We start from the raw sequence: 26,997 nt of genomic DNA on the forward strand, positions 1-26,997 counted from the left end.
TGGCGATGCCGAGGACCTCGCCGTGAAGGCAACCACTGCCTCGGAATTGGCTCTCTGGCCGGACCGGGAGCCGGGCGGAGGATCGGGGGATGAGAGCTGAGACCCGTGCGGTGCATCCGCGGCTGCCGGAGCAAGAGGGCAGCCAGCCGATCGTGATGCCGCTGTATCAGGCGTCGACCTGGGCGTTCGAGGATCCGGACGTGTTGGCGGGAGCGTTTCAGAAACCGGATGGGCCGTTTCTGTACTCGCGGATGACGAATCCGACGGTGCGGGTGGTGGAGACGGCGGTGGCGGATCTGGAAGGTGGGGTGGCGGGGATCGCGACCGCGTCCGGGATGGGGGCGGTGAACCTCGTGCTGCAGGCGCTGCTGCGGAGCGGGGATCACATCGTGGCGCAACGGCGGCTCTACGGCGGGGCCGGCACCGCGCTGCGGGGGCTACGGGAGCGGTTCGGGGTCGACGTCGAGTACGCGGACGACGCCGACTCGCTCATCGAGGCGCTGCGGCCGGGACGGACCAAGGTCCTCTACCTGGAGACCATTTCCAACCCGACCGGGTACGTGGCGGATCTGCCGCGGCTCGCGGCTGCGGCGCGGGCGGCGGGGGTGCTGACGGTGGTGGACAGCACGTTCGCGACGCCGGTGCTGTGCCGGCCGATCGCGCACGGGGCGGACGTGGTGCTGCACTCGGTGACGAAATATCTCGCGGGGCATCACGACGTGGTCGGCGGGATCCTGGTGTTCGCGGATCCGGCGCTGCACGAGAAGGTGTGGCATCACAACGTGGAGTTCGGCGTGGCGGCGGATCCGTTCGCGGCGTGGCTGACGGCGCGGTCGCTGCACACGCTGGCGCTGCGGGTCGAGCGGCACTGCGCGAACGCGGCCGTGGTGGCGGAGCGGCTGGTGGCGCATCCGGCGGTGACCGCGGTGCACTACCCGGGGCTGACCACGCATCCGGCGCACGAGGTGGCACGCCGGCTGCTGACCGGCGGGTTCGGCGGGACGTTCGCGTTCGATCTGGCCGGTGGGCGGGACGCCGGGACCGTATTCAGCAAGCGGCTGCGGCTGGCCCGGCTCGCGCCGTCGCTCGGCGGGACGGTGACCACGGTGATGCATCCGGCCAGCACCTCGCACCGGAACCTGGACGAGGGGCAGCTGGCGGCGGTCGGGATCGGTGCGGGGACGATCCGGGTCTCGGTCGGGATCGAGCACGTCGAGGATCTGTGGGCGGACGTGGAGCAGGCGCTGGCGTGACGAATGAGCCGGGTGGACCACGGCGTGGTCCACCCGGCTCTTTCGAAAGGGCTACGGCAGTGCCTTCAGGAACGGTGCATGCGCGTTCTTGAACTCCCATGAGTAGAAGCGGTCCCAGTTGATGGACCACGTCATCAGCCCGCGGAAGTTCGGGTTGGTCCCGCTGCGCGGCGTGTAGGAGCCGCAGGTGACGCCCTTGACCAGGCAGTTGACCGCCTCCTGGATCGCGGCCGGGGCGACGTACCCGTTGCCGGCGCTGACCGACGACGGCGTGCCGAACGCGACCTGGTCCTCGCGCAGCGGAGGGAACACGTTCGCGGTGTTGCCGGCGACCGGGAAGCCGGCCAGCAGCATGTCGGTCATCGCGATGTGGAAGTCCGCGCCACCCATCGTGTGGTAGACGCCGTCCAGGCCGACGATCGGGCCGGAGTTGTAGTCCTGCACGTGCAGCACCGTGAGGTCGTTGCGCAGAGCGTGGATCACCGGGAGGTACGCGCCGGAGCGAGGGTCCTGGCCGCCCCACGGGCCGGAGCCGTAGTGCTGGTGGCCGAGCTGCACGAAGAACGTCTCCGGGGCCATGGTGAGCACGAAGTTCGCGCCGTACCGGGCCTTGAGCGTCTTCACCGCGGAGATCAGGTTGACGATCGCGGGCGTGGTCGGGTTCTTGAAGTCCGTGTCGCCGGCGTTCAGCGGCAGCGAGTGGCCCTCGAAGTCGATGTCCAGCCCGTCCAGACCGTACCGGTCGATGATCGCGGCGACCGAGGTGACGAACGCGTCGCGGGCCGCGGTCGTGGTCAGCTGCACCTGGCCGTTCTGTCCGCCGATCGAGATCAGCACCTTCTTGCCCTGCGCGCGCTTGGCCTGGATCGCGGCCTTGAACGCGGCCTCGGACTCCACGGTCGGGCACTCCGCGACCGGGCAGAGGCTGAACCGGATATCGCCGGAGGTGGCGGTGGTCGGCTCACCGAACGCGAGGTTGATGATGTCCCATTCCGCCGGTACGTCCGCCATGCGCAGATATCCGGACCCGTTCGCGAAGCTGGCGTGCAGGTAGCCGATCAGTGCGCGCTTGGGCAGAACGCCCGGATCGGGGTTGGACGGAGACGGGGACGGAGACGCGGACGGGGACGGGGACGCGGAGGTGGGACCGGTCGTCGGCGTGACCACCCCGCCGCAGGACGCACCGTTGAGCGTGCAGTTGACCGGCGTCCCGGACCCGTTGGCCAGGAAGCCGAACGACACCGACGCGCCCGGCGCCACGGTGCCGTTCCACGACCGGTTGGTGAACGTGAACCGCTGGCCGGAGGAGGTCAGCAGCGCGTCCCAGTAGCTGCCCATGGTGGTGCCGGCCGGCAGGTCGAACGCCACCGACCAGGACGTGATCGCCGCCCCGGTCCCGTTGGTGATCGTGTACTTGCCCTCCCAGCCGGAACCCCAGTCCGAGGTCTTGGCGAACGACGCGGTGACCGTCGCGGCCGAGGCGGGGAGCGCGAACAGCACGGCCGACGCGACGGCCGCACACAGCGAGAAGAGGGTCAGGGCGATAGATCGAGACCGTTTCACGGCAGCCTCCTCCATCGGCGGCGGTGCAGGTCACCGCGGCCGTTGGAGAATTATTAAGATTCTTAACTGATGATGTCCATGCCCGCGGCCCACATTTAGGACAGCGATAACGTTTCGGAACGCCCGGCCCCGTACCCGCCGGTTCTGAGAGTCTGATCTCGTGAACGGGCTGACGATCGGGGTACTGGCGCCGTTCGTCGGCGGCGACTACTACGGTGGCCTGATCGCCGGCGTGACCGAGGCCGCCGCCGCACGCGGTGGCCGGGTGCTGGCCGTGCAGACGCTCGCGCCCGGTGCGCGACGGGCCGACTCGGAGGGCATCCCGGACTGGGACGCGCCGGTCGGCTGGGCGCACGCGGACGCGTTCGTCGTGGTGATCGGCGCGATCGACGACGGGCACCTGACCCGGCTGCACGCCACCGGCAAGCCGGTCGTGCTGATCAGCCACCGGTCCGCGACGCTGCCGCTGCACGCGGTGCTGCCGGACAACCGCGCAGGTGTACGCGACGCGGTCGCGCACCTGCGCGCGCACGGGCACACCCGGATCGCGTTCGCCGGCGCGCTGGACGTGCCGGACATCCGCGAGCGGTACGCCGGCTACCGGGAGGCGCTCGGCGACCTGCCGGAGCTGCTCTTCCCCGCCTCCGACAACCACGAGGGCGGAGGCCGCGACGCGGCGGCGGCGATGCTGGCGGCCGGGCTGCCGTCCACGGCCGTGGTCTGCGGCACCGACCGGAACGCGCTCGGCGTGCTGGAGGCGCTGACCGCGACCGGGCACCGGGTGCCGGAGGCGCAGGCGGTGGTCGGCTTCGACGATATCCCGGCCGCGCTCTACACCGAGCCCACGCTGGCCAGCGTGGCGCAGCCGCTGCGGCGGATCGGCGCGGCCGCGGTCGCGGCGCTGGACCGCGGCGACGGAGCCACGTTCGTACCGACGGTGTTCGTGCCGCGGGAGAGCTGCGGCTGTGACCGGCCGGCGCCGCGGCCGCTGGACACCGCGCTCGCGGCCCGGCTCGCCGACCCGGCCGTGCCGGAGGCCGCGCTCGCCGGTGAGCTGCGCGGATTCACACTCGCGGAGCTGGATCAGGCGCTGCACGGCCTGGTGACGGAGCGCCGGGCCCGCCGGATCCTGCTGCGGGTGGCGCAGGAGCGGGCGCGCGCGCAGTTCGGCGACATCCGCTACCTGCAGGACACGCTGAACGCGCAGTACCAGCTCGGCACCGAGCTGCTGCGCACCGACGAGCAGGACCCGCGCGCGCTCGGCTGGCTGCGCCGGCTCCCGGTCACGGCCGGCTGCCTCGGGCTCTGGCACGGCAGCCCGCGTCGCGGCCCGCGCCCGGAGCAGCACCGCGAGAAGCGCCAGGGCACGCTGGAGATCTCCGGCGCGCTGCACTGCGAGACCGCCAGCGACCGGGTGGACGTGGCGGACTTCCCGCCGGCCGCGCTGTTCGACGCGGCCCGGCCGGACGCCGGTGAGATCGTCTTCGTGGTCTCGGTGCGCAGCAGCGCGCACGACTGGGGACTGCTGGCCACGGTCGCACGCATCCAGGACAAGACACCGCCGGGCCGCGAGCCGATGAACCAGTCCGGCGCGCTGCTCGCGGTCGCGCTGGACCAGGAGTTCATGCTGCGCTCGCTGCGCGACCAGGAGGAGCGGTTGCGCCGGACCGCGCTCTACGACCACCTCACCGGGCTGCCCAACCGCGGGCTGTTCCTGGACCGGCTGCGGCAGGCGGTGGACCGGGCACAGCGCGAGCCGGCGTACGCGTTCGCGGTGCTCTTCCTGGACCTGGACGGCTTCAAGGCGGTGAACGACACGCTCGGGCACGCGGCCGGCGACCAGCTGCTGGTGCAGACGGCCGGCCGGATCACGGCGCTGCTGCGGGACACGGACACGGCCGCGCGGTTCGGCGGCGACGAGTTCCTGGTGCTGCTGGACGACATCGCCGGGCCGAACAGCGCGGCCGCGGTCGCGGAACGGGCCCGGACCGCGCTGGCCCGGCCGTTCGAGCTGGCCGAGGGGACGGCGCGGGTGTCGGCGAGCATCGGCAGCGCGCTTTCCACGGACGGTCACCCGACCGCGGAGGCGCTGCTGCGCGTGGCGGACGCGGCGATGTACCACGCGAAATCCGTCCGGCGGGCCGGCTCCCGTACCCGCTGATGATTCTCGGGGTGCAGCTCGGTTGCCGAATGGTCTCAAGCCCGGGCGAGAACGGCCGACCGTTGAGGGCATGAGCTTCGAAGCCCTCGACGTGGTGATCACCGGCGGCGGCAGCCCCGCGGAGCTGAAGGCCACGCTGGAGGCGCTGAAGCCCGCGCTCGGCGTACGCGACGAGGTGGTGTGCGCGGTGCCGGCCGGCCGGGCCGACCTGGACCGGGTGGTCGCCGCGCTGCCGTGGGTGCGCGCGGTGCCCGGCGGGCGGGCCGAGGCGGTCTCCGCAACCGAACGTGACCTGCTGCTTTTCGTCGACGGCGACATGCTCCTCCCCCGGCACTGGCTGGACGCGGTCCGCGAGGTGCTGGCCGACGAGGCCGTGGTCGCGGCCGGCCCGCGCTGCATCGGTTCGATCGGCCCGCAGCGTGCCGAGCTTCCCCTGCCCGCCGGCGTACGCGAGCTGCGTGACCTGGCCCGGGAATGGCGCGAGCGGCACCGTGGCCAGCGCTACGACGTGGACCGGCTCGGCCCCGTCTGCGTGGCGCTGCGCCGGTCCGCGCTGGTCGCGGCCGGTGGCCCGACCCCGGATCTGCCCTGGGAGCGGCTGCGCGACCTGGGCCGGATCGTGCTGGTCGACGACGCGCTGGTGGCACACGCCGGCGCGTCCGGCTGCGGGCTGCGGGTGGTCACCGAGTCGCCGCTGCTGGTCTCCGCCAGCATGATCGTCCGGGACGAGGCGGCCTCGATCGGTGCCAGCGTCGACGCGGTCACGCCGTTCGTGGACGAGGTGGTCGTCTACGACACCGGCTCGCTGGACGACACCGTCGCGGTGGCCCGCGCGCACGGCGCCCGGGTGATCGACGGCTTCTGGGACGAGCACTTCGGCGACGCCCGCAACCGGGCGATCGCGCACTGCACCGGGCGCTGGGTGCTCTGGGTCGACGCGGACGAGACCGCGGCCGGCGACCCGGACGCGCTGCGGCGCCGGCTGTCCGCGCCCGGCGGCCCGGCCGCGTACCGGGTGCGGCAGGTCAACGAGTACGCGAACGGCACCCAGGTGGTGGTCTTCCCGCGCCTGTTCCAGCGGGACGCGGTGCGGCTGGCCGGCCGGCTGCACGAGCAGGCCGTGGACCGGATCACCGGTGGACCGGCCGCCGGTCCGGAGATCGGCGAGGTGGAGCTACGGCACGCGGGCTACCAGTTCGCCACGTTCGTCACGAAGGACAAGGCCGAGCGCAACCGCCGACTGGCGCTGCGCGCGGTCGAGGACCGGGTGCTGGCCGCGGATGCGCTGGCGAACCTGGCCCGCGCCGAGTTCTCCTCCGGCAACCTCGAGGAGTCGATCGAGGCGGCCCGGCGTGGCCTGGCGACCGACACCCGCCGCCCGGTCCGGATCAAGCTGCTGACCACGCTGATCCGCGCGTGCACCGCGCTGTCGCGGGTGGACGAGGCGGCCCGTGCGCTGGACGAGCTGCGCACGCTCGCGTCCCGGCAGGTCACCGTGGACCACATGGAGGTGCTGGTCCGGTACGCCGCGGGCGACGACGAACGGGTGGTCGAACTGTGCGCGGCCGTACCGGAACTGGCCGAGGACGACGGCGCGGTGCTGGTCACCCGCAGCCAGCTCACCTCGTACGAGATCCACAGCCTGATGCGGCTGGGCCGCACCGCGGACGCGGCCGAGCGGCTGCGCGTGGAGCTGCGCGCCGGCCGGATCCCGATGCCGATCGTCGGCATGGCCGACACCCTGCGCCAGGCCGGTTCGGACGTCGCGGAGATCGCCGCGCACGTGCCGCGGTCCGCGTTGCGCGCGCTGATCCACGAGGTCGGTCAGGCCCCGGTGTCGCTGGCCGAGCCGCTGGCCGACGGCCTGTGGCAGCGCTTCCCCGGCGAACGCACCGTGCTGGCGCTGGCGGCCTGGCTCGGGCCGCGGATGCCGGTGCTGCGCGCGCTGGAGTGGTCGTCCCGGCTGCGCCGGGCCGGGCACGAGTCGCAGTGCCCGCTGCTCGGCGTGGCACGCGGCGCGGACCGCAGCGCGCGGGACCGGTCGCTGGCCGCGGCCGTGGCGTACGAGACGTTCCGCGACCCGGCCGCGATGCCGCTGCTCTCCGCCGCGCTGGACCAGGTGCCGGCGGACGAGGAGGCCGCGATGCTGGACGAGCTGCGCCTGATCGCGCCGGGCATCGCGGCCGCGGTGGAACCCGCGGTCTAGAGCCTGCATCGCCGTGGGATGCCGGGCTACGGCGAGGCCCCCACTTCGACACAGGCTCTAGCCGGCCGCCGGGTAGCGGAGGAAGTGGGCGTAGTCCGCGCTGGTGCCGCCGCGCCGCTGCCGGGGTATCCGGGGCCGCGCGGCCGGCTCGCCGATCGAGATCGCCAGGACCGCGGGATCGTGCGTGTGTGCCGCCCGGCTGGCGGCCGGCCCGGTGAAGCCGGCGCAGGAGTAGAGGACGCCGCGGTCCGCGCCGACGTCCTCCAGCTTGGCCACGAAGTAGTCCACGCAGGAGATGCCGACCGGCCGGTGCTGCTGGCGACACTCGACCGCGACCGTGACCGGCAGGCCGGCCACCGCGCCGTAGATCATCACCTGCACGTGCCGCCGCGCGCCGCTCAGCCGCCCGTCGTGCCGCCGGTTGTAGATCACCCGGGCGTGGTCGAACGCGGCCAGCAGCCGGGTCAGCGACCGCTCGTACCGCTTCAGCTGGAGGTCGGTGGGAGACATCCGTCGACGTTACGAACGTGCTTCATACCGGTGTCGCCCCGGTTGTCCGTCCTTCGCCCGATCAGGGGGTCCACAGGTCCGCGGTGCCGCCCAGGCGCAGGAAGAGCGCGAAGTCCGCCTGGTCGACGTCGGCGGAGTCGTGCGGCGGCAGGCCGTCGCGCACCATCCGGCCGTCGCCGAGCGTGATCGCCATCACCGGCGGGCTCTGCGCGTGCGCGGCGCGGGCCCGGGCGCGGTCGGTGAAGCCGGTGCAGGAGTAGATCACGCCACGGTCCGCGCCGATGTCGAGCAGCTTGCCGACGAACCGGTCGACCGCGCCGACGTCCACCGGCCGGCGCCGCCGCTGCACGCACTCGATCGCGGCGGTCACCCGTACACCCAGCACGGGGCCCCGCACCAGGACGTCGACGCGGCGTAACGACCGGCTGAGCCGGCCCTCCACGCGACGGTTGTATCCGACCTCGACGGGTGGCTCGAAGCCACCGAGCAGCCGGCTGATCGAGGCGTCGAAGAGCGTCAGGCGACGGAGCGAGTCGGGCTCTTCGTCGGGGTCCGGCGGCAGTTCCGCATCCGCTGGGTACACAACTTTGAGCGTACGGGTGGAGCGGGTGGGCTCATCGCCCAAATTGTGCGTCTTTGTCGATAATTTCGGAGAATGTTGTCATCAGTCGGCGCAGCGCCACAGGAACAGCGCGAAGTCCGCCTCGGTGATCTCGTCCACGCCGTGCGGCGGCAGCGGGTCCACCTCGCGCCGTGGCCGCGGGATCCGCGGCCCGCCGCCCAGCGACACCGCCATCACCGCGGGCCAGCGCGCCGCCGCGGCCCGCGCACGGGCACACCGGGTGAAGCCGGATCGCGAGTAGAGCACGCCCCGGTCCGCGTCCACGTCCAGCAGCTTGCCGACGAACCGCTCGACCACACCCACGTCCGCAGCCCTACGGGCCTGCCGGCACTCCACGGCCACCGTCACGCCCGCGCCGAACACCCGTCCACGCACCAGCAGATCGACCTGTCGCGGCGATCCGCTGAGCACGCCCGGCACCCGTCCGTTCACCGCCACCTCGGCGTGGCCGTCGAAGCTGGAGAGAAGCCGCGTGATGGACAATTCGTACCGCTGGAGCGGTGAAACGCACGAAAAGAGGTCGAAGACGGTCACCCTGCGAAACTATGAGCGGGCTTTGGGTGAGCGTCGCCCAGATTGTGCGACAACGCCCACACGGCGGACCCGTAACCCGGCGGTCTACAGCGGCACGAAGAACGGTGAGTTCAGCGCCGGGTGCCGGGCCTGAAGGCGGTCGTACGCCCGCACCAGGTCGTCGCGGCTGAGCCAGACCGGCGGCGTGGTCTCCAGCCGCTTGAGGCGTTCGCCGACGGCGAGTGCGGCCAGGTCCTCGGCGAGGCGATCGAGCGCGATGCCGCAGTCGAAGCCGTGCGGCACGATCCGGACGCGTTCCAGCAGGTGACGGCCCTCGGGCAACTCGACCCAGGCCCAGCCCTCGGCGACGCCGCCCGGCGCGGTGACGTGCAGGCCGCGGATGATCGGGTCGGCCAGGTCGCGGCCGACGTAAGCGTCCACCGCGGCCGCGCGGGCCAGCGCGCTCAGATCGTTGACGAAGCCGTCCCGGCCGTCGGGGAGCCGGCCGACGATGTCCCGGAAACCGGAGCCGGAGGCGTCCCGGAACGCGCGCGCGTCCAGCAGGTACTCGACGACCCGTCGCGCCTGCGTGGCGCCGAGGATCGGCGAGACCACGCGCAGCCATTCCAGGCCGATCGTGCCGCACACGGTGGCCAGCATGCGGTCCAGCCGCTCGTCCGTACCGGCCGGGTCGGCGAACTCGGCCGCGAACACCGGCAGCCGGGTGCCCGGGTCGAGCGCGACGAAGTCGCACCGGGTGCGCAACGCGGTGTTCCACTGGTTCGGGCTGACGCCCTCGGGCCGGCGCGCGACCAGTTGGCTGAGCCTTCGGTCAGGCTGGACGACCCAGCGGCCGCGCGCGAAGAGCTGCTCCTCCGCGGTGGCGACCGGGCGCAGCGGTGACGGGGTGCTCATGACCCACCACTGTAGGGACCCGGACCGGAAACACGGGGTCCGCCGGACGTCGTGTCGCGGGTCACTCACGGGAAGACGGACACGGTGGGCGAGGTTGAGTCGGACAGGCTCAAGATTGGGGTGTCCGATGGCCACACTTCCCGTACTGCCGTTGACCGACGACGTACTGCTCCCCCGCATGGTTACCCCGGTGGAGCTCGACTCCGCCACCCAGGCCGCCGTGGACGCGGCCCGGACCAGCGGTGACAAGCGGGTGCTGGCCGTTCCCCGGATCGACGGCGTCTACGGCCCGGTCGGCACCGTGGCCGTGATCGAACAGGTCGGCCGGCTGCCGAGCGGCGAGCCGGTGGCCGTGATCCGCGGGCTGCACCGCGCGCGCATCGGCTCCGGCGTGTCCGGCCCGGGCGCGGCGCTCTGGGTGGAGTCCACCGAGATCGAGGATTCGCCCGCGACCGGGAAGACCCGGGAGCTGGCCCGGGAATACAAGGCGCTGGTCCGCGCGCAGCTACAGAAGCGCGGCGCGTGGCAGGTGATCGACGCGGTCGAGCGGATGACCGACCTGCACGAGATCGCCGACTCCTCCGGCTACTCGCCGTGGATGTCGGTGGAGCAGAAGCGCAAGCTGCTCGACGAGACCGACCTGACCGCCAGGCTGGAGCTGCTGGTCACCTGGATCAAGGAGCACCAGGCCGAGGAGGAGGTCAGCGAGAAGATCAATTCCGAGGTACGCGAGGGACTGGAGAAGACTCAGCGCGACTTCCTGCTCCGCCAGCAGCTCGCCGCCATCCGCAAGGAGCTGGGCGAGGACGAGCCGGAGGGCGCGGGCGACTACCGGAACCGGGTGGAAGAGGCCACCCTGCCGGAGAAGGTCCGCGAGGCCGCGATGCGCGAGGTGGGCCGCCTGGAGCGGGCCAGCGACGCGTCGCCGGAGTCCGGCTGGATCCGCACCTGGCTGGACACGGTGCTGGAGATGCCGTGGGACGTCACGACGGAGGACAACACCGACCTGACCGAGGCGCGCGCCGTCCTGGACGCGGACCACGCGGGCCTGGACGACGTCAAGGACCGCATCCTCGAATACCTGGCGGTACGGAACCGGCGCGCGGCCCGCGGCCTGCACGTGGTCGGCGGCCGTGGCTCCGGCGCGGTGCTCGCGCTGGCCGGCCCGCCCGGCGTCGGCAAGACCTCGCTGGGCGAGTCCGTCGCCCGCGCGCTCGGCCGGAAGTTCGTCCGCGTCTCGCTCGGCGGCATCCGGGACGAGGCGGAGATCCGCGGCCATCGGCGCACCTACGTGGGCGCGCTGCCCGGCCGGATCGTCCGCGCGATCCGCGAGGCCGGTTCGATGAACCCGGTGGTGCTGCTCGACGAGATCGACAAGATCTCCGCCGGGTACGCCGGTGACCCGGCCGCCGCGCTGCTGGAGGTGCTGGACCCGGCGCAGAACCACACGTTCCGGGATCACTACCTGGAGGTCGACCTGGACCTCTCGGACGTGCTGTTCCTCGCCACCGCGAACGTGGTGGAGTCCATCCCCGGCCCGCTGCTGGACCGGATGGAGCTGGTCACGCTGGACGGCTACACCGAGAGCGAGAAGGTGTCGATCGCCCGCGACCACCTGTGGCCGCGGCAGCTCGACCGCGCGGGCCTGACCACCGACGACGTCACCATCACGGACGATGCACTGTCGAAGATCGCGGTCGAGTACACCCGGGAGGCCGGCGTCCGGCAGCTGGAGCGCGCGCTGGCCAAGGTGCTGCGCAAGGTGGCGGTCCGGAACGACCGGGTCGCGGTGTCCGGTACCAACCTCACGGAGTTCCTCGGCCGGCCGCGGTTCTTCTTCGAGTCGGCGGAGCGCACGGCGGTGCCGGGCGTGGCCACCGGTCTCGCGGTCACCGGTGCCGGTGGCGACGTGCTGTTCATCGAGGCCACCGCGATGCCGGGCGAGGGCGGGCTGACGCTCACCGGCCAGCTCGGCGACGTGATGAAGGAGTCCGCGCAGATCGCACTCTCCTACCTGCGCTCGCACGACCTGGCCGCGCCGCTCGACGGCAGGCGCCTGCACCTGCACGTACCGGCCGGTGCGGTGCCGAAGGACGGGCCGAGCGCGGGCATCACCATGGTCACCGCGCTCGCGTCGCTGGCGTCCGGCCGTCCGGTACGTCCCGAGGTGGGCATGACCGGTGAGGTCACGCTGGCCGGGCGGGTGCTGCCGATCGGCGGCGTCAAGCAGAAGCTGCTGGCCGCGCACCGGGCCGGGCTCACCGAGGTGATCATCCCGGCGCGCAACGAGCCGGATCTGGACGACCTGCCGGCGGAGATCCGCCAGCAGCTGACCATTCACGCGCTCGCCGACGTGGCCGACGTGCTGGAGATCGCGCTGCGACCGGCGGCCGCGGAGGCCGTGCCGGCCGCGGCTTAGCGGAACGGGCGGCCCGGGTGCTTTCTCACGCACCCGGGCCGCACCGTGTCCGCACCCGTTCCGCAACCGGTCACCCGCCTAATTCTCAGCGACAGACCCGCTGAGAACCCCTGGGAAAACCGCATGCAGAACCTTCGCCGCCGGATGCTCACCCCCGTCCTGGCCGCCACCGTCGCCATCGCCCCCGCGCTCGGCATCGCCGCACCGGCCGCGGCCGCGCCCGCCGGCGTGGTCTTCGCGCAGGAGACCGTCGACGAGCCGTCCTGGGACTGGAACCCGGCGAGCGTCAGCGTGACGTCGGTCAAGTTCAGCAAGACCGCGTTCACGCTGAGGTCCACCGAGAAGTGCGCGAACCGCGCGCACATCACCGCCACGCTCAGTGGTCCGCTGCCGACGGAGAACGTGTTCGCGTCCGCGGTCGGCGTGGACATCCGGCGCAACGGCGCGATCTACGACGCCGTGATCCTGACCAACAGCGGCGGCACCACCTGGGAGGGCGACCTGCCGGTCTGCGGCACGGACCCGGCCGGCACGTACCGCACGGAGCTGTACGGCGCCTACGTCACCGGCACCGGCCTGGACGACCCGGACCTCACGTTCTACCGCACCAACGTGGTGAACGGCGCGTACACGGTCAAGCGCCCGGCGTCCGTGACGCTGAACGCCACGCCGGAGCCGGCCCGGAAGGGTGCGACGCTCACCGCGAAGGGCGTCTTCAGCACGGACGGCAAGGCCGCGGCGAACACGAAGGTGCAGATCTGGTTCAAGGCGGACGGCTCGTCAGCCTGGACCCGGAAGGCGACCGTGACCACGAACGCCAAGGGCGCCTACCGCGCCACGATCAAAGCCACCGCATCGGGTACGTGGAAGGCCGTCGTGCCCGCGACCGGCTCGCGCAACGAGGTCGTGGCCTACGACGCCGTGACGGTCCGGAAGTAAATACCATCGTGGCCATGGGCATGGTTCACACCGTCGGGTTGGTGCTGCACCCGCAACGCGACTCGAAAATCGCGATAGACACGATCGTCGAGTGGGCACGCGCCCGCGGTGTGACCGTGCTGGGGCTGCCGGACGAGATAGCGCGCATCGACTGCAGCGCGGTCCCGGCCGGCGAGGTGGAGCTGCTCGACCGGTCCGACCTGCTGGTCAGTCTCGGCGGCGACGGCACCATGCTGCGCAGCATGCGGCTGTCCGCCGGGCGCAGCACGCCGGTGCTCGGCGTGAACCTGGGCCGGCTCGGCTTCCTCGCCGAGATCGACGTTGACGAGCTGCCCGAGACGCTGTCCCGGATCGACGGGCACGACTTCACGGTCGAGTCCCGGATGGCGATCCGCACGCTGCTGCCGGACGGCTCCGAGGTGACCGCGTTCAACGACATCGCGCTGGCCCGGGTGCCCGGCGAGGGCATGGCCGGCGTGGCGATCTCGGTACAGGGCGCGCCGTTCGTGCGGTACGCCGCGGACGCGGTCATCGTGGCCACGTCGACCGGTTCCACCGCGTACAGCTTCGCGGCCGGCGGCCCGATCGTCTCCCCCACCGTCGAGGGTTTCCTGGTCGTGCCGTCGTCCGCGCACTCCAGCTTCAACCGCGCGCTGGTGCTCTCCGCGGACGAGGAGGTCGTGCTCGACCTGCTGCCGAGCAGCGGCGAGCTGGCGCTCGAGGTGGACGGCATCATCTCCGGCCGTCTCAAGCCCGGCGACCAGATCTGCGTCAGCGCCCGCCGGGCCGCCGCCAACGTGGTCCGCCTCGGCCGCACCACGTTCTACGAACGCGCCCGCCGCAAACTCCGCGTCAACGGCTCCGCCGAGGTCGACTGAGAAGCCAACCCTCCAACAGCGGATCTTCCCTCTTCCGCCGTGGTCTCGAGCCGCGCCTGCCGCACGCCGTTCGCGGCCCGACGCCGTTCGCGGCCCGACGGCGTTCGCGGCCGACGGCGTTCGCGGCCGACGGCGTTCGCGGCCCGACGCGTTGACCTTCACGCAGGCGCTGCGGAGCGGCCGCAAAAGCGGAAAGGCTCATTGACCGATGCGTTGTGGCAGTCAACTGGCGACTTTGACCGCCGACCCGAAGTCAGCCAGCGGACGAGTCAGACCGGCCAGCACGGGGACCCACCACCAATACTTACCGCCAGCGGAGTCTTGCCGCCCGGCGAGGTTTGCCCGCGGGAGCACTCGGAACGTGACCACGCCGGAAGCGGGAAGACCAAGAATGCGCATGTGGTCCGGCCCGGGGCCGCCTTCGCAGGGAGAGAGGCACCCGGGCCGGGTGTGTGGTCAGACGCCGGCGAGGCGGCTCGGGGACGGGCGGAGGTAGACGAACCAGGTGACGGCGAGGCAGAGCGCGTAGTAGGCGATGAACGCGAGGTAGGCCGCCTCGGCCGAGCCGGTGGTCAGGAAGGACTGGCGGAACGCGATGTTGACCAGCACGCCGCCGAACGCGCCGATCGCGCCAGCGATGCCGATCAGCGCGCCGGAGAGGCGGCGCGCGCGGGCCTCGGCGATCTCCGGGGGCGCGTCGCTCAGCGTGCTCTTCGCCTTGAAGATCGCCGGGATCATCTTGTACGTGGAGCCGTTCCCGACGCCGGAGAAGACGAACAGCAGCACGAAGCCGACCAGGTAGAGCGGCAGCGAGCGGGCGGTCGACGCGTACAGCACGACGGCCGCACCGGCGCCCATCGCGGCGAAGTTGAGCATGGTCACGAACGCGCCGCCGAACCGGTCCGCGAGCGCGCCGCCGATCGGCCGGATCAGCGAGCCGAGCAGCGGGCCGAGGAACGTCAGGTACGCGGCCTCGACCGGCGTGCTGAACGAGTCCTTGAACTGCACCTGGAGCACCTGGCCGAACGCGAACCCGAAGCCGATGAACGACCCGAACGTGCCGATGTAGAGCACCGACATGATCCAGGTGTGCGGGTCGCGGCTGACCTCGCGCAGCGCGCCCTTCTCGTTCGATGCCACGGTCAGGTTGTCCATGTAGAGCGCGGACGCGACCGCGGCGACCACGATCAGCGGGATGTAGATGCCGGCGATCAGGCCGGGCCGTCCGGCACCGGCCGTGGCCAGCACTGCGAGGCCGACCAGCTGCACCACGGCCACGCCGAGGTTGCCGCCGCCCGCGTTCAGGCCGAGCGCCCAGCCCTTGAGCCGCTGCGGGTAGAACGCGTTGATGTTCGCCATCGAGGACGCGAAGTTGCCGCCGCCGACACCGGCCACGCACGCGATGATCAACAGCGTGGTGTACGAGACGCCCGGCTGGATCAGGAACGCGGCCAGCCCGGCCGGGATCAGCAGCAGCAGCGCGCTGATGATCGTCCAGTTCCGGCCGCCGAACGTGGCGACCGCGAACGTGTAGGGCAGCCGCACCACCGAGCCGAGCGCGGCCGGTGCGGCGGTGAGCAGGAACTTCTGCGCCGGGTCGATGCCGTAGGCGGGACCGAGGAAGAGGACCAGCACGGACCAGAGCGTCCAGATGGAGAAGCCGATGTGCTCGGAGAAGATCGAGAAGATCAGGTTCCGGCGGGCGATCTTCGCGCCGCCGTTCGCCCAGAAGTCCGGGTCCTCCGGCCGCCAGTCGTCGATCCAGCGTCCGTGCCGCCGCGCCGCTGCGGCGATCGTGTCAGTGGGTGCAATCGTCGTCGCGGTGCTCATGATCGACTCCGGTTTCAGCCGTGAAGGATCAGCAACACACCGAAACGTAGGTAGCCGGGATTTCTCCGGAGTTCGAGTCGTGAGTCAGGCCTGCAACGTCGGTCTAACCGGGCCTGACCTGCGGAAGTGAGTTCACCATCGGGTCGGGGCCGCGGTGAGAGCCAGTTGACACGACCGACACGGGAGAGACCCGGACGGGAAATCCCGGGTGGCGACGCTTCCGTACATGACCGATGGCGACCGCGTTGAAACGCACTGTCCGTACTGCGCACTGCAGTGCGGCATGACGCTGCGCCGCGCCGATGATCTCATCTCGGTCGAGCCTCGCGAGTTCCCCACCAACCGGGGCGGCCTCTGCCAGAAGGGCTGGACCGCCGCCGACCTCCTGGACCACCCCGAGCGTCTGCGCACGCCGCTCGTCCGGCGAGACGGCGAACTCCAGCCGGCCACCTGGGACGAAGCGCTCACGCTGGTCGCTTCCACGATCAAGAGCATCCAGCGGCGGTACGACGAGAACGCCGTGGCCGTGTTCGGCGGAGGCGGGCTGACCAACGAGAAGTCGTATGCGCTCGGCAAGTTCGCCCGCGTCGCGCTGCGCACCCGCAACATCGACTACAACGGCCGGTTCTGCATGTCGTCCGCGGCCGCGGCCGGCATCCGCGCGTTCGGCATCGACCGCGGCCTGCCGTTCCCGCTCGAGGACGTGGGCAGCGCGGACACGCTGCTGCTGGTCGGCGCGAACGTGGCCGAGACGATGCCGCCGTTCGGCCGCTGGCTGGCCGACCAGAAGGCGCGCGGCGGCACGCTGATCGTGGTCGACCCGCGTGCCACGCCGACCGCGAAGCAGGCCACGCTGCACCTGCAGCCGACCCCCGGCACCGACCTGGCGATCGCGAACGCGCTGCTGCACATCGCGCTCACCGAGGGCCTGCTGGACAAGGACTACCTGGCGGAGCGCACCACCGGCTTCGACGACGTGCGCCGGACCGTGGCGAACTACTGGCCGGCCCGGGTCGAGCGGCTGACCGGCGTACCCGTGGCTGATCTGGAACGGACCGCGCGGGCACTGGCCGGTGGCGAGCGCGTGATCATCCTGACCGCGCGCGGCGCCGAGCAGCACGCGAAGGGCGTGGACACGGTCACCGCGTTCATCAACCTGGCGCTCGCGCTCGGGCTGCCCGGCCGGCCCGGTTCCGGCTACGGCTGCCTGACCGGGCAGGGCAACGGGCAGGGCGGTCGCGAGCACGGGCAGAAGGCGGACCAGCTCCCCGGCTACCGCAAGATCGACGACCCGGCGGCCCGCGCGCACGTCGGCGGCGTCTGGGGCGTGGACCCGGCGTCGCTGCCCGGTCCGGGCGTCTCCGCCTACGAGCTGCTGGACGCGCTGGGCACCGAGGCCGGGCCGAAGGCGATGCTGCTGTTCGGGTCGAACCCGGTGGTCTCCGCGCCGCGCGCCGGCCGGGTCACCGAGCGGATCAGGAGCCTGGAGTTCCTGGTCGTCGCGGACTTCCTGCTGTCCGAGACGGCCGCGCTGGCGGACGTGGTGCTGCCCACCGCGATGTGGGCCGAGGAGGACGGCACCATGACGAACCTGGAGGGCCGGGTGCTGCGCCGGCACGCGATCCGCCGCCCGCCCGGTCAGGCCCGCACCGACCTGGAGATCCTGCACGACCTGGCGACGCGGCTGGGCACCGAGCGGGGCTTCCCGGCGGACCCGGCCGAGGTCTTCGGCGAGCTGCGCCGGGCCAGCGCGGGCGGCGTCGCGGACTACGCCGGTGTCACCTGGGAGCGGATCGACGCGCACGACGGCGTCTTCTGGCCGTGCCCGGACACCGACGGGCCGGACACACCGCGGATGTTCGCGGAGCGCTTCGGCACGCCGGACGGCCGGGCCCGGATGGTCGCGGTCGAGCACCGGGCCGCGGCCGAGGAGCCGTGCGCGGACTACCCGCTCTACCTGACCACCGGGCGGGTGCTGGCGCAGTACCAGTCCGGCACGCAGACCCGGCGGGTCGGCGCGCTGCGCAGGGCCGCGCCGCACGCGTTCGTCGAGCTGCACCCGGACCTGGCCGCACGTCTCGGCGTCGCGGACGGGGAATCGCTGACCGTCACCTCGCGACGCGGCGAGGTCACGGCACCGGCCCGGCTCAGCGACGCGATCCGGGCGGACACGGTGTTCATGCCGTTCCACTGGGCCGGTGCGGGCCGGGCGAACTCGCTCACCAACGACGCGCTCGACCCGACCTCCCGCATGCCGGAGTTCAAGGTCTGCGCGGTCCGCGTGGAAAGGGCCTTCGGATGAGAGTCACGATCGTCGGGTACGGCATGGCCGGTTCCCGCCTCGCCGCGGAGCTGCGGGCGCGCGAGGCGGACGTGAAGGTCACCGTGCTGGGCGCGGAACAGCACCGCGCCTACAACCGGATCATGCTGTCGAACCTGCTGGCCGGCAAGGTCGGCGAGGCGGACGTGGAGATCACCGAGGCGGCCGGGCACGGCGTGGACGTACGCCCCGGCGCCACCGTGACCGGGATCGACCGCGAGGCGCGGACCGTCACCACCGCGTGCGGCGAGGTGCATCCGTACGACCACCTGGTGCTGGCCACCGGCGGCGAGGCGATCATTCCGGACGTGCCCGGACTGGCCGGGGACGGTGTCCTGCCCGGCCGGATCGCGGTGTTCCGGACGCTGGACGACTGCCGGCGGATCCTGGCCGTGGCGGAGACCGCGCGGACCGCGATCGTGCTCGGCGGTGGGCTGCTCGGGCTGGAGGCGGCACGCGGGCTCACCGCGCGAGGGCTGTCCGTGCGCGTGGTGCACGCGGTGGACCGGCTGATGAACCGGCAGATCGACACCGGGGCGAGCGGCGTGCTCACCCGTACCCTCGAAGGTCTTGGCATCTCCTGCGTCATGGGCGCGGAGACGACCGCGGTGCACAGCGACGCGGACGGCGTGCGGCTGGCCCTGAGCGACGGCCGGGAGCTGGCGGCCGACCTGCTGGTGCTCGCGTGCGGCGTACGCGCCGAGACCGGGCTGGCGCGCGCGGCCGGGCTCGCGGTGCGCCGCGGCGTGCTGGTCGACGACGCGATGCGCACGAGTGACCCGGCGATCAGCGCGATCGGGGACTGCGCGGAGCACGACGGCGTCACCGGCGGGCTGGTCGCACCGGCCTGGGAGCAGGCGCGCGTGGTGGCGGCACGGCTGACCGGCGAGGACCCGGACGCGATCTACCGGCCACCGGCCGTGGTGACCCGGCTCAAGGCGACCGGCATCGACCTGGCCGCGATGGGCGCGCTGGACGGGCCGGAGGAGCTCACGTTCGCGGATCCGGCGCGCGGCACGTACGCGCGGCTGGTGATCGACGGGGACCGGCTGGCCGGGGCGATCATGCTGGGCGACAACCCGGCGATCGGCACCGTCATCCAGCTGTTCGACCGCGGTACGCCGGTGCCGAGCGACCGCCGGGCGCTGCTGCTCGGCCGCGCGCTCGGTGCCGCACCGGTCACGGTGGCCGAGTCACCGGCGCTGATGCCGGACGCGGCCACGGTCTGTCAGTGCAACAACGTCAGCAAGGGCGCGCTGGTGCGCTGCTGGCGGTCCGGTGCCCGCTCGGTCGGCGACGTGGTCGCCGCGACGCGCGCCACCACCGGCTGCGGGACCTGCAGGGACGCGGTCTGCGGCATCGTCGATTGGCTGTCCGCCGTGGACAGCCCTGCCTCGGAGGTTCTGGCATGAAGCGGCTAGTGATCATCGGCAACGGGATGGTCGGGCAGCGGCTCGTCGAGGCGGTGCGGGCCCGGGACACCGCGGCCGAGTGGTCGGTCACGGTGCTGGCCGAGGAGAGCCGGCCCGCGTACGACCGGGTGAAGCTCTCCGCGTTCTTCGACGGCTCCTCCGCCGAGGACCTGAACCTGCACACCCCGGACTCCGGGGTGGACCTGCGGCTGGGTGAACCGGCGCTGGCGGTGGACACGGCGGCGCGGGTGGTGACCACGGCCGCCGGGACCTACGCCTACGACGCGCTGGTCTTCGCGACCGGTTCGTACCCGTTCGTGCCACCGGTGCCGGGCAAGGACCTGCCGGGCGTGTTCGTCTACCGGACGCTGGACGACCTGGAGGCGATCCGCTCCTACGCGGCCGGCCGCAGCGTCGGCGCGGTGATCGGCGGTGGCCTGCTCGGGCTGGAGGCCGCGAACGCGATGCGGCTGCTCGGGCTGTCCACCCACGTGATCGAGTTCGCGCCGCGGCTGATGCCGGTGCAGGTCGACGAGGCCGGTGGCGCGATGCTCCGCCGCTACGTCGAGGACCTGGGCGTGACCGTCCACACCGGGACCGGGACGACGGCGCTCAACGCCGGCGACGACGGCGCGGTGGCGAGCCTGAGCCTGTCCGACGGCGCGGTGGTCAAGGCGGACATGGTGATCGTGGCGGCCGGCATCCGGCCCCGCGACGACCTGGCGCGCGCGGCCGGCCTGCCCGTCGGCGCCCGGGGCGGCATCCTGGTCGACGCGACCTGCACGACCGAGGTCGCGGACGTCTACGCGGTCGGCGAGTGCGCGGCCGTCGACGGGGTCTGCTACGGCCTGGTCGCCCCCGGGTACGCGCAGGCCGAGGTGGTCGCGGACCGGCTGCTCGGCGGCGCGGCCACGTTCCCGGGCGCGGACATGTCGACCAAGCTGAAGCTGCTCGGCGTGGACGTGGCCTCGTTCGGTGACGCGCACGGCGCGACCGAGGGCTGCCTGGACGTGACGTTCACCGACCCGGCCACCCGGGTCTATGCCAAGCTGGTGCTCTCCGACGACGCGAAGACACTGCTCGGCGGCGTGCTGGTCGGCGACGCGACGTCCTACCCGACGCTGCGCGCCGGTGTGGGGTTGGAGCTGTCCGCTCCCCCGCTGACGCTGCTCGCACCGGCCGGTGCGGACGTCGACCCGGGTGCCGGGCTGGCCGCGCTGCCGGGCGCGGCGCAGGTCTGCTCGTGCAACGCGGTCACCAAGGACCAGATCGTCTCCGCGATCCACGAGCAGGGCTGCGCGGACGTACCGGCGATCAAGGCGTGCACGCGGGCCGGGACGAGCTGCGGGTCCTGCGTACCGATGCTCAAACAGCTCCTGACGCTCGAGGGCGTGGAGCAGTCGAAGGCGCTGTGCGAGCACTTCGACCACTCGCGGCAGGAACTGTTCGACATCGTCCGGGTGCGCAACATCCGGTCGTTCTCCGCGCTGCTCGCCGAGTTCGGCCGGGGCCGGGGCTGCGACATCTGCAAGCCGGCCGTGGCGTCGATCCTGGCCTCGCTGAACACCGGTTACGTACTCGAGGGCGAGCAGGCCTCGCTGCAGGACACCAACGACCACTTCCTCGCCAACATCCAGCGCAACGGTACGTATTCGGTGGTGCCGCGCATCCCGGGCGGTGAGATCACGCCGGAGAAGCTGATCGTGATCGGCGAGGTGGCGCGCGACTTCAACCTGTACACCAAGATCACCGGCGGGCAGCGGATCGACATGTTCGGCGCGCGGGTGGAGCAGCTGCCGCTGATCTGGAAGCGGCTGGTCGACGCCGGGTTCGAGAGCGGGCACGCGTACGGCAAGTCGCTGCGCACCATCAAGTCGTGCGTCGGCTCGACCTGGTGCCGGTACGGCGTGCAGGACTCGGTCGGCCTCGCGGTCGCGCTGGAGCTGCGCTATCGCGGGCTGCGCTCACCGCACAAGCTGAAGTCCGCGGTGTCCGGGTGCGCCCGGGAGTGCGCGGAGGCGCGCAGCAAGGACTTCGGCATCATCGCCACGGACAACGGCTGGAACCTCTACGTCGGCGGCAACGGCGGCTTCCGGCCCCGGCACGCGGACCTGTTCGCCACCGACCTGACCACGGAGGAACTGGTCCGCACGATCGACCGGTTCCTGATCTTCTACATCCGCAGCGCGGACCGGCTGCAGCGAACCGCGGCCTGGATCGAATCGCTGGACGGCGGGCTCGACCACCTGCGCGACGTGATCGTGCACGACTCGCTCGGTCTCTGCGCGGAGCTGGACGAGGCCATGGCACGGCATGTCACGAATTATGCGGACGAGTGGGCGGCGACGCTCGACGACCCGGACCGGCTCGCCCGGTTCGTCTCGTTCGTCAACGCGCCGGACGCGCCCGACCCGTCGATCAGTTTCACGGTCGAGCGCGGGCAGCCGGTCCCCGTCGCCGACGACTCCGCCCATCGCCAGCCGGTGCTGCTCGGCATGCCGGCCGTCACCTCCGAGGGGAGCCTCGCATGATCCTCGACGTACAGACCTTCGTCACGATCTGCCCGGTCGACCGCCTGGAACCGGACCGCGGCATCGCCGCCCTGGTCGACGGCGTGCAGATCGCGCTGTTCCGCACGTCGGACGGCGAGATCTACGCGGTCGGCAACCAGGACCCGATCTCCGGCGCGTACGTGATGTCCCGCGGCATCGTCGGCAGCCGCGGCGACACCCCGACCGTGGCGTCGCCGCTGCACAAGCAGGTCTACGACCTGCGCACCGGCGACTGCCTGGACGTGCCGGGCGTGCACCTGCCGGCCTACCCCGTGCGGGTGACGGACGCCTCGGTTGTCGAGGTGGCGGTGCACTGACCAAGATGGGGCGCATGGACCATGTGTACGGGAACGTGGACGCGCCGGTGACGGTGCTGGAGTACGGCGACTACCAGTGCCCCTACTGCGCGGGCGCGGCTCCGGTCCTGCGCCGGCTCGTGGAGGAGTCCGACGGTCAGATCCGCCTGATCTTCCGGAACTTCCCGCTCTTCGAGATCCACGAGTACGCGCTGACCGCCGCGCTCGCCGCCGAGTCGACCACCGCCGCCGGCGTCTTCTGGGACATGCACCACGTGCTGTTCAAGAAGCAGGACCGGCTGGAGGACGCGTTCCTGCGCCACTACGCCGAGGCGGTCGGCGCCGACCCGGAACTGGCCACCGGCGAGGCCGCCCAGCAGTTCGCCCCGAAGGTCCAGGACGACTACACCACCGGCGTCGCCTCCGGCATCGCCGGCACCCCCAGCCTCCTGATCAACGACACCCCCTACGAGGGCCGCATCGAACTCCCCGACCTCCGCCGCGCCACCACCCTCACCCTCCGCCGCGTCTAAACTCGCCGGCTCAGGGTCTCGCAGCCGTGAGCGCCTCGGTCGGCGGGGGCGTGGCGGGTTTCCGGCCGCGGGAGCCGGCCAGCGTGAGGGCCGCGAGCACGGCCGGGGCCAGCAGGAAGGCGCCGCAGCAGGCCACCGCGAGAGCGGACAGCGCGGTGGCGAGGACGGCCGCGCGGTGTTCGTGGCCGGGCGGTAGCAGGCGCGTGGCAGCGGCGGCGCCGACGAACGTGACCGCGGCGAGGCAGGCGGCGGTGACGCGGAGCAGGAAATCAAGATCGAAATGCAGCAGCACCACCGGTACGGCGCAGGCCGCGCTCATCGTGGCGAGCAGAGCCAGGCTGCGCAACGGGACCGCGCCGGGCTCGCCGCCACGGGCGAACCAGCGCGGCAGCACGCCGTCGCGGGCCAGTGCGGCGCCGAGGCGGGCGGCACCGGCCAGGTAGGTGTTGATGCCGCCGAAGCTGAGCAGCAGCGCCGCCACGGCCAGGATCGGGCGGGCGGCCGGGCCGATGCCGGTCTCCAGCAGCGCGCCGAGCGCGCCGGCCTCGGCGGCGCGCGGGCCGAGCACGCCGACGGTCACCACGGCCAGCGCGAGGTAGAGCACGCCGACGACGGCGAGCGCGCCTTGGGTGGATCGCATCAGGACGCGGCGGCCGTCGCGGTCGGTGGCGCCTGCGGCGAAGTCGGCGGACAGGTGGCTGGCGGCCTCCCAGCCGACGAACGCGAAGAGCAGCACGCCGATCGCGGCGGCCACGCCGCCGACACCGTGCGGCGCGAACGGCATGAAGTGCACGGCCCGCGCCTGGTCACCGGCCGTGACGATCGCGGTGCCGAGCAGGCCGACCAGCAGCGTCAGCAGCCACATCTGCACGCGGCCGGAGGTGCGCAGGCCGGCTGCGTTGACCGCGAACGCGGCGGCCATCAGCAGTACGGCGGCGAGCAGCGCGACGCCATGGCCGAGCCCGAGCGCGGCCGCAGCCGCCTCCGCGCCGACCAGCGCGCCGGCGAACGTGCCGAGCGGGATGACGCCGTAGAACCAGACACCCACCACCGCGGCGGTACGGTCGCCGAACGCGCGCCGGGCGAACGCGGCCACGCCGCCACCGTCCGGGTAGCGCACGCCGAGCACCGCGAACGTGATCGCGACCGGCGCGCTGAGCAGCAGCAGCGCGGCCCAGGCGAGGATCGAGGCCGGGCCGGCGACCGCCGCGCCGAGCTGCGGCAGGACGAGAACGCCGGGGCCGAGTACGCCGCCGAGCAGAATGGCCGTTCCGTACCGAATGTTGAGCCGTTTCATACGGCCGAAGTTAGGCACTCCGAGCGTCGTAGAGCTGGCTCACCGAACGTTCGGCCGAGATCGCCTGCCATAGTCACGGGATGGACGAACTAGATTCGGCGCTGATCCGCCTCCTCCAGTCGGATGCGCGGTTGTCCAATCGGGAACTCGCGCGCCGGCTCGGTATCGCGCCGTCGACGTGCCTGGAGCGGGTCCGGTCGCTGACCCGGCGCGGCGTGATCCGCGGCTATCACGCGGACATCGACCCGATCGCGCTCGGCCGTGGCGTGCAGGCGATGGTGTCGGTGCAGGTCCGGCCGCTGAACCGCGACGTGATCAACGCTTTCAAGGCCGCGGCCAGCGAGATGACCGAGGTGCTGAGCGTGTTCGTGCTGGCCGGTGGCGACGATTTCCTGTTGCACGTGGCGGTTCCGGACCTCGACCACCTGCACGCGTTCCTGCTCGACCGCCTCAGCAAGCGCCGCGAGATCACCGGCTTCCGCACGTCGATGATCTTCCAGCAGATGCAGAACCAGACCCCCGAGCCGCTGACCGCTCCCTGACCGGTCCGCCCCGCTGCGGTTCCTCGGTGACCACGGCCGGACCGCATCCGCCGCGCGTCCGAAGCCTGTGTGATCAATCAGTGGAGCGAAAAGGAGGTCATCTAGCGAAGTTGATATCCCTTTCGCTCCACTGATTGATCACACAGGGCTGAGCGGCGTCGTTCGCTCGCGGTGTCGCCCCCGCATGGGTGAGATATCGCGATATTTCGGGCGCGGAGCGCCCGATTGCCGCAACGCACCCGGGCCGCCGCAAGCGAGCCGACTTGCCGCAACGGAGCGGGTTACCACAACGAAGGCGGATTCCCCGTGGAAAGCGGGCTGCCGTGGAAGGCGCACTGCCACGCGAGCCGCACCGCCACGCGAGCCGCACCGCCACGCGAGCCGCACCGCGCAAGCCGCACCGCCACGCAAGCCGCACCGCCACGCGAGCCGCACCGCCACGCGAGCCGCACCGCCACGCGAGCCGCACCGCGCAAGCCGCACCGCCACGCGAGCCGCACCGCGCAAGCCGCACCGCCACGCGAGCCGCACCGCCACGCGAGCCGCATTACCGCGGAAGGCACCGGTCCACGCCGCTGGGGTTTTTCGGTGACCACGGCGGGACCGGTGCCCGCGGGAGCACTGGGGAAGTGCCCACGCCGGAAGCGGGAAGATAAAGGGTTATTCGGTCTTCTCCCCCGGCTCGCATCGCGCCGCCGCGTCGGCGGGATCGAGCGTCGCCACGGTCGCGGTCAGGTCCGGCGAGGTCGTCGACGGCAGGCTGTCGCGGACGTCCGACGGAATACCGAAGCCGGACGGCGGGCCCGGCCGGTTCGGCGGTACCGGCGCGACCCAGGGCAGCGGCGGCAGCGCGGGCGGGCCGTCGCTGGACGGTGAGCAGAGCGGCGAGCGCTCGCCCATCCACCGGATCACCCAGGCGCCGGCCACGGCCGCGATGAACGACCCGGCCAGGATGCCGATCTTCGCCTGGTCGCGGAGCTGTTCGTTCTCGAACGCGAGTTCCGCGATGAACAGCGAGATGGTGAAGCCCATGCCGGCCAGGACCGCGCCGCCGAGCAGGTGGCTGTAGCGGACCCGGCCGGGCAGCACGCCGAGACCGGTGCGCAGCGCGATCCACGAGGCGCCGAAGATGCCGATCGTGTTGCCGGCCACCAGCGCGATCACGATGCCGATGGTGAGCGGTGACGACACCGCGTCCCGGACCACCTCGCCGGTCAGGTGGACGCCCGCGTTGGCCAGGCCGAACGCGGGCACGACCAGGTACGCCGACCAGGGGTGCAGCCGCCGTTCCATCCGTTCGCTGGCGCTGACCGTCGCGGAGGCCTGGAGGATCGCCTGCTGCACGCGTTCCGCGCTCTGCGACTCCATCAGCGCGCGGCCGTACAGCGGGATGCGCCGGATCTGTTCCTGAGGCGCGGGTTTCGCCGAGATGGAGAGGCCGATCAGCACGCCGGCCAGCGTGGGGTGCACGCCGGACTCGTAGACCGCTATCCACATCGCGATGGTGAGCACCACGTACGGCGCGAGCCGCCACACGCCGAGCCAGCGCAGCAACAGAACCACGCCGAGCAGCACGGCCGCGACCAGCAGCGGGCCGAGCTTCACGGTGTCGGTGTAGAAGACGGCCAGCACGCCGATCGCGCCGATGTCGTCGACCACGGCCAGCGTGAGCAGGAAGACGCGCAGCTGGTCCGGGCAGCGTGGGCCGAAGAGCGCGAGTACGCCGAGCACGAACGCGGTGTCGGTGGACATCACGACGCCCCACCCGTGCGCGGCCTCGCCGGACGGGTTGACAGCCAGGAAGATCGCGATCGGCAGGAGCATGCCGCCGATGGCGCCGAGCGTGGGGACCAGCATGGTGCGCCGGTCGCGCAGCTCGCCGGAGACCGCCTCGCGACTGATCTCCAGGCCGAGGACGAGGAAGAAGACGGCCATCAGCGCGTCGTTGATCACATGGTGCAGGTCCATCTCCAGCGCCCAGCCGCCGACGTGCAGCGACACGTGCGTGTGCCAGAGCGCGAAGTACGACTCCCACCACGGGGAGTTCGCCCAGACGATGGCGAGCACGGTGCCGATGAGCAGCGCGGCGCCGCTGCCGGCCTCGTTGCTCAGGAACGACCGGAGAGCGGGGTTGAGCTGGGGGGTGGGGATGCGCAGTGCGGGCCCGGGACGTGGTGGTGCGGTCACGCCGGACACCCTAGCCAGAAAACCGCGCGACCGGCCGGATGGAGATCCG

General features: G+C 72.3%; 20 protein-coding genes. 12 read left to right on the forward strand and 8 right to left on the reverse strand.

All coding sequences use genetic code 11. The annotated features are described in order from the left end of the window. Window positions 1-89 precede the first annotated feature (89 nt). On the forward strand, window positions 90-1,253 hold the full coding sequence (locus tag J2S42_RS15090) for a trans-sulfuration enzyme family protein (protein ID WP_307239647.1): 1,164 nt from the start codon (window positions 90-92) through the stop codon (window positions 1,251-1,253). Between the two features lie 51 nt (window positions 1,254-1,304). On the opposite strand, the gene J2S42_RS15095 is transcribed toward J2S42_RS15090, so the two are convergent. Beyond that, complete coding sequence (locus tag J2S42_RS15095; RefSeq protein ID WP_370879186.1) at window positions 1,305-2,816, reverse strand: chitinase; 1,512 nt, start codon at window positions 2,814-2,816, stop codon at window positions 1,305-1,307. 160 nt (window positions 2,817-2,976) lie between these two features. Between J2S42_RS15095 and J2S42_RS15100 the strand changes: the two genes are divergently transcribed. After that, window positions 2,977-4,977, forward strand: coding sequence for a substrate-binding and GGDEF domain-containing protein (locus tag J2S42_RS15100; protein WP_307239649.1), 2,001 nt, complete (start codon window positions 2,977-2,979; stop codon window positions 4,975-4,977). A 70-nt stretch (window positions 4,978-5,047) separates the two neighbouring features. Continuing rightward, complete coding sequence (locus J2S42_RS15105) at window positions 5,048-7,183, forward strand: glycosyltransferase (RefSeq protein WP_307239651.1); 2,136 nt, start codon at window positions 5,048-5,050, stop codon at window positions 7,181-7,183. A gap of 57 nt (window positions 7,184-7,240) precedes the next feature. On the opposite strand, the gene J2S42_RS15110 is transcribed toward J2S42_RS15105, so the two are convergent. The 4 genes from J2S42_RS15110 to J2S42_RS15125 form a co-directional block, all read right to left on the reverse strand. Further along, window positions 7,241-7,693 carry a restriction endonuclease gene (locus J2S42_RS15110; protein WP_307239652.1) on the reverse strand — a complete coding sequence of 151 codons (453 nt, stop codon included), beginning with the start codon at window positions 7,691-7,693 and terminating at the stop codon, window positions 7,241-7,243. Between the two features lie 61 nt (window positions 7,694-7,754). Further along, complete coding sequence (locus J2S42_RS15115; protein ID WP_307239654.1) at window positions 7,755-8,276, reverse strand: restriction endonuclease; 522 nt, start codon at window positions 8,274-8,276, stop codon at window positions 7,755-7,757. An 81-nt stretch (window positions 8,277-8,357) separates the two neighbouring features. Beyond that, window positions 8,358-8,849 (reverse strand): restriction endonuclease, encoded by a 492-nt coding sequence (locus tag J2S42_RS15120; protein ID WP_307239656.1) that lies wholly within the window; start codon window positions 8,847-8,849, stop codon window positions 8,358-8,360. A gap of 84 nt (window positions 8,850-8,933) precedes the next feature. Beyond that, window positions 8,934-9,743 (reverse strand): PDDEXK family nuclease, encoded by an 810-nt coding sequence (locus tag J2S42_RS15125; RefSeq protein WP_307239658.1) that lies wholly within the window; start codon window positions 9,741-9,743, stop codon window positions 8,934-8,936. Window positions 9,744-9,870: 127 nt separating this feature from the next. Between J2S42_RS15125 and lon the strand changes: the two genes are divergently transcribed. From lon to J2S42_RS15140, 3 genes are all read left to right on the forward strand, one after another. Continuing rightward, complete coding sequence (lon, locus tag J2S42_RS15130; RefSeq protein WP_307239659.1) at window positions 9,871-12,162, forward strand: endopeptidase La; 2,292 nt, start codon at window positions 9,871-9,873, stop codon at window positions 12,160-12,162. Window positions 12,163-12,285: 123 nt separating this feature from the next. After that, entirely contained in the window at window positions 12,286-13,101 is an 816-nt protein-coding gene (locus tag J2S42_RS15135; RefSeq protein ID WP_307239661.1) for a hypothetical protein, read from the forward strand. Window positions 13,102-13,115: 14 nt separating this feature from the next. Beyond that, window positions 13,116-13,979, forward strand: coding sequence for an NAD(+)/NADH kinase (locus tag J2S42_RS15140; RefSeq protein WP_307239663.1), 864 nt, complete (start codon window positions 13,116-13,118; stop codon window positions 13,977-13,979). Window positions 13,980-14,435: 456 nt separating this feature from the next. Here J2S42_RS15140 and J2S42_RS15145 read toward each other — a convergent pair whose 3' ends face one another. Beyond that, window positions 14,436-15,809, reverse strand: a complete 1,374-nt coding sequence (locus J2S42_RS15145) for a nitrate/nitrite transporter (RefSeq protein WP_307239665.1) — start codon at window positions 15,807-15,809, stop codon at window positions 14,436-14,438. Window positions 15,810-16,035: 226 nt separating this feature from the next. Between J2S42_RS15145 and J2S42_RS15150 the strand changes: the two genes are divergently transcribed. From J2S42_RS15150 to J2S42_RS15170, 5 genes are read left to right on the forward strand one after another with little or no spacing between them, the layout of a single operon-like run. Beyond that, complete coding sequence (locus tag J2S42_RS15150) at window positions 16,036-18,111, forward strand: molybdopterin oxidoreductase family protein (RefSeq protein ID WP_307239667.1); 2,076 nt, start codon at window positions 16,036-16,038, stop codon at window positions 18,109-18,111. After that, window positions 18,108-19,541 carry an FAD-dependent oxidoreductase gene (locus J2S42_RS15155; RefSeq protein WP_307239669.1) on the forward strand — a complete coding sequence of 478 codons (1,434 nt, stop codon included), beginning with the start codon at window positions 18,108-18,110 and terminating at the stop codon, window positions 19,539-19,541. Before J2S42_RS15150 ends, J2S42_RS15155 begins: the two co-directional genes overlap by 4 nt. After that, window positions 19,538-22,072: a nitrite reductase large subunit NirB gene (nirB, locus tag J2S42_RS15160; RefSeq protein ID WP_307239671.1), complete on the forward strand. Its 2,535-nt coding sequence runs from the start codon at window positions 19,538-19,540 to the stop codon at window positions 22,070-22,072. The genes J2S42_RS15155 and nirB overlap by 4 nt, the downstream gene beginning before the upstream one ends. Beyond that, window positions 22,069-22,410, forward strand: a complete 342-nt coding sequence (gene nirD, locus J2S42_RS15165; RefSeq protein ID WP_307239673.1) for a nitrite reductase small subunit NirD — start codon at window positions 22,069-22,071, stop codon at window positions 22,408-22,410. The genes nirB and nirD overlap by 4 nt, the downstream gene beginning before the upstream one ends. Window positions 22,411-22,424: 14 nt before the next feature. Beyond that, on the forward strand, window positions 22,425-22,922 hold the full coding sequence (locus J2S42_RS15170; RefSeq protein WP_307239675.1) for a DsbA family protein: 498 nt from the start codon (window positions 22,425-22,427) through the stop codon (window positions 22,920-22,922). Between the two features lie 10 nt (window positions 22,923-22,932). Here J2S42_RS15170 and J2S42_RS15175 read toward each other — a convergent pair whose 3' ends face one another. Beyond that, window positions 22,933-24,219, reverse strand: coding sequence for an APC family permease (locus tag J2S42_RS15175; protein WP_307239677.1), 1,287 nt, complete (start codon window positions 24,217-24,219; stop codon window positions 22,933-22,935). Between the two features lie 80 nt (window positions 24,220-24,299). Here J2S42_RS15175 and J2S42_RS15180 point away from each other — a divergent pair, with 80 nt between their 5' ends. Next, a complete protein-coding gene (locus J2S42_RS15180) occupies window positions 24,300-24,761 on the forward strand; it encodes an Lrp/AsnC family transcriptional regulator (protein ID WP_307239679.1) in 462 nt (153 codons plus the stop codon). A gap of 660 nt (window positions 24,762-25,421) precedes the next feature. Here the strand turns inward: J2S42_RS15180 and nhaA are convergent. Then, window positions 25,422-26,948, reverse strand: a complete 1,527-nt coding sequence (nhaA, locus tag J2S42_RS15185) for a Na+/H+ antiporter NhaA (RefSeq protein WP_307239681.1) — start codon at window positions 26,946-26,948, stop codon at window positions 25,422-25,424. Window positions 26,949-26,997: the final 49 nt, after the last annotated feature.

Source organism: Catenuloplanes indicus, from assembly GCF_030813715.1.
GTDB lineage: Bacteria > Actinomycetota > Actinomycetes > Mycobacteriales > Micromonosporaceae > Catenuloplanes > Catenuloplanes indicus.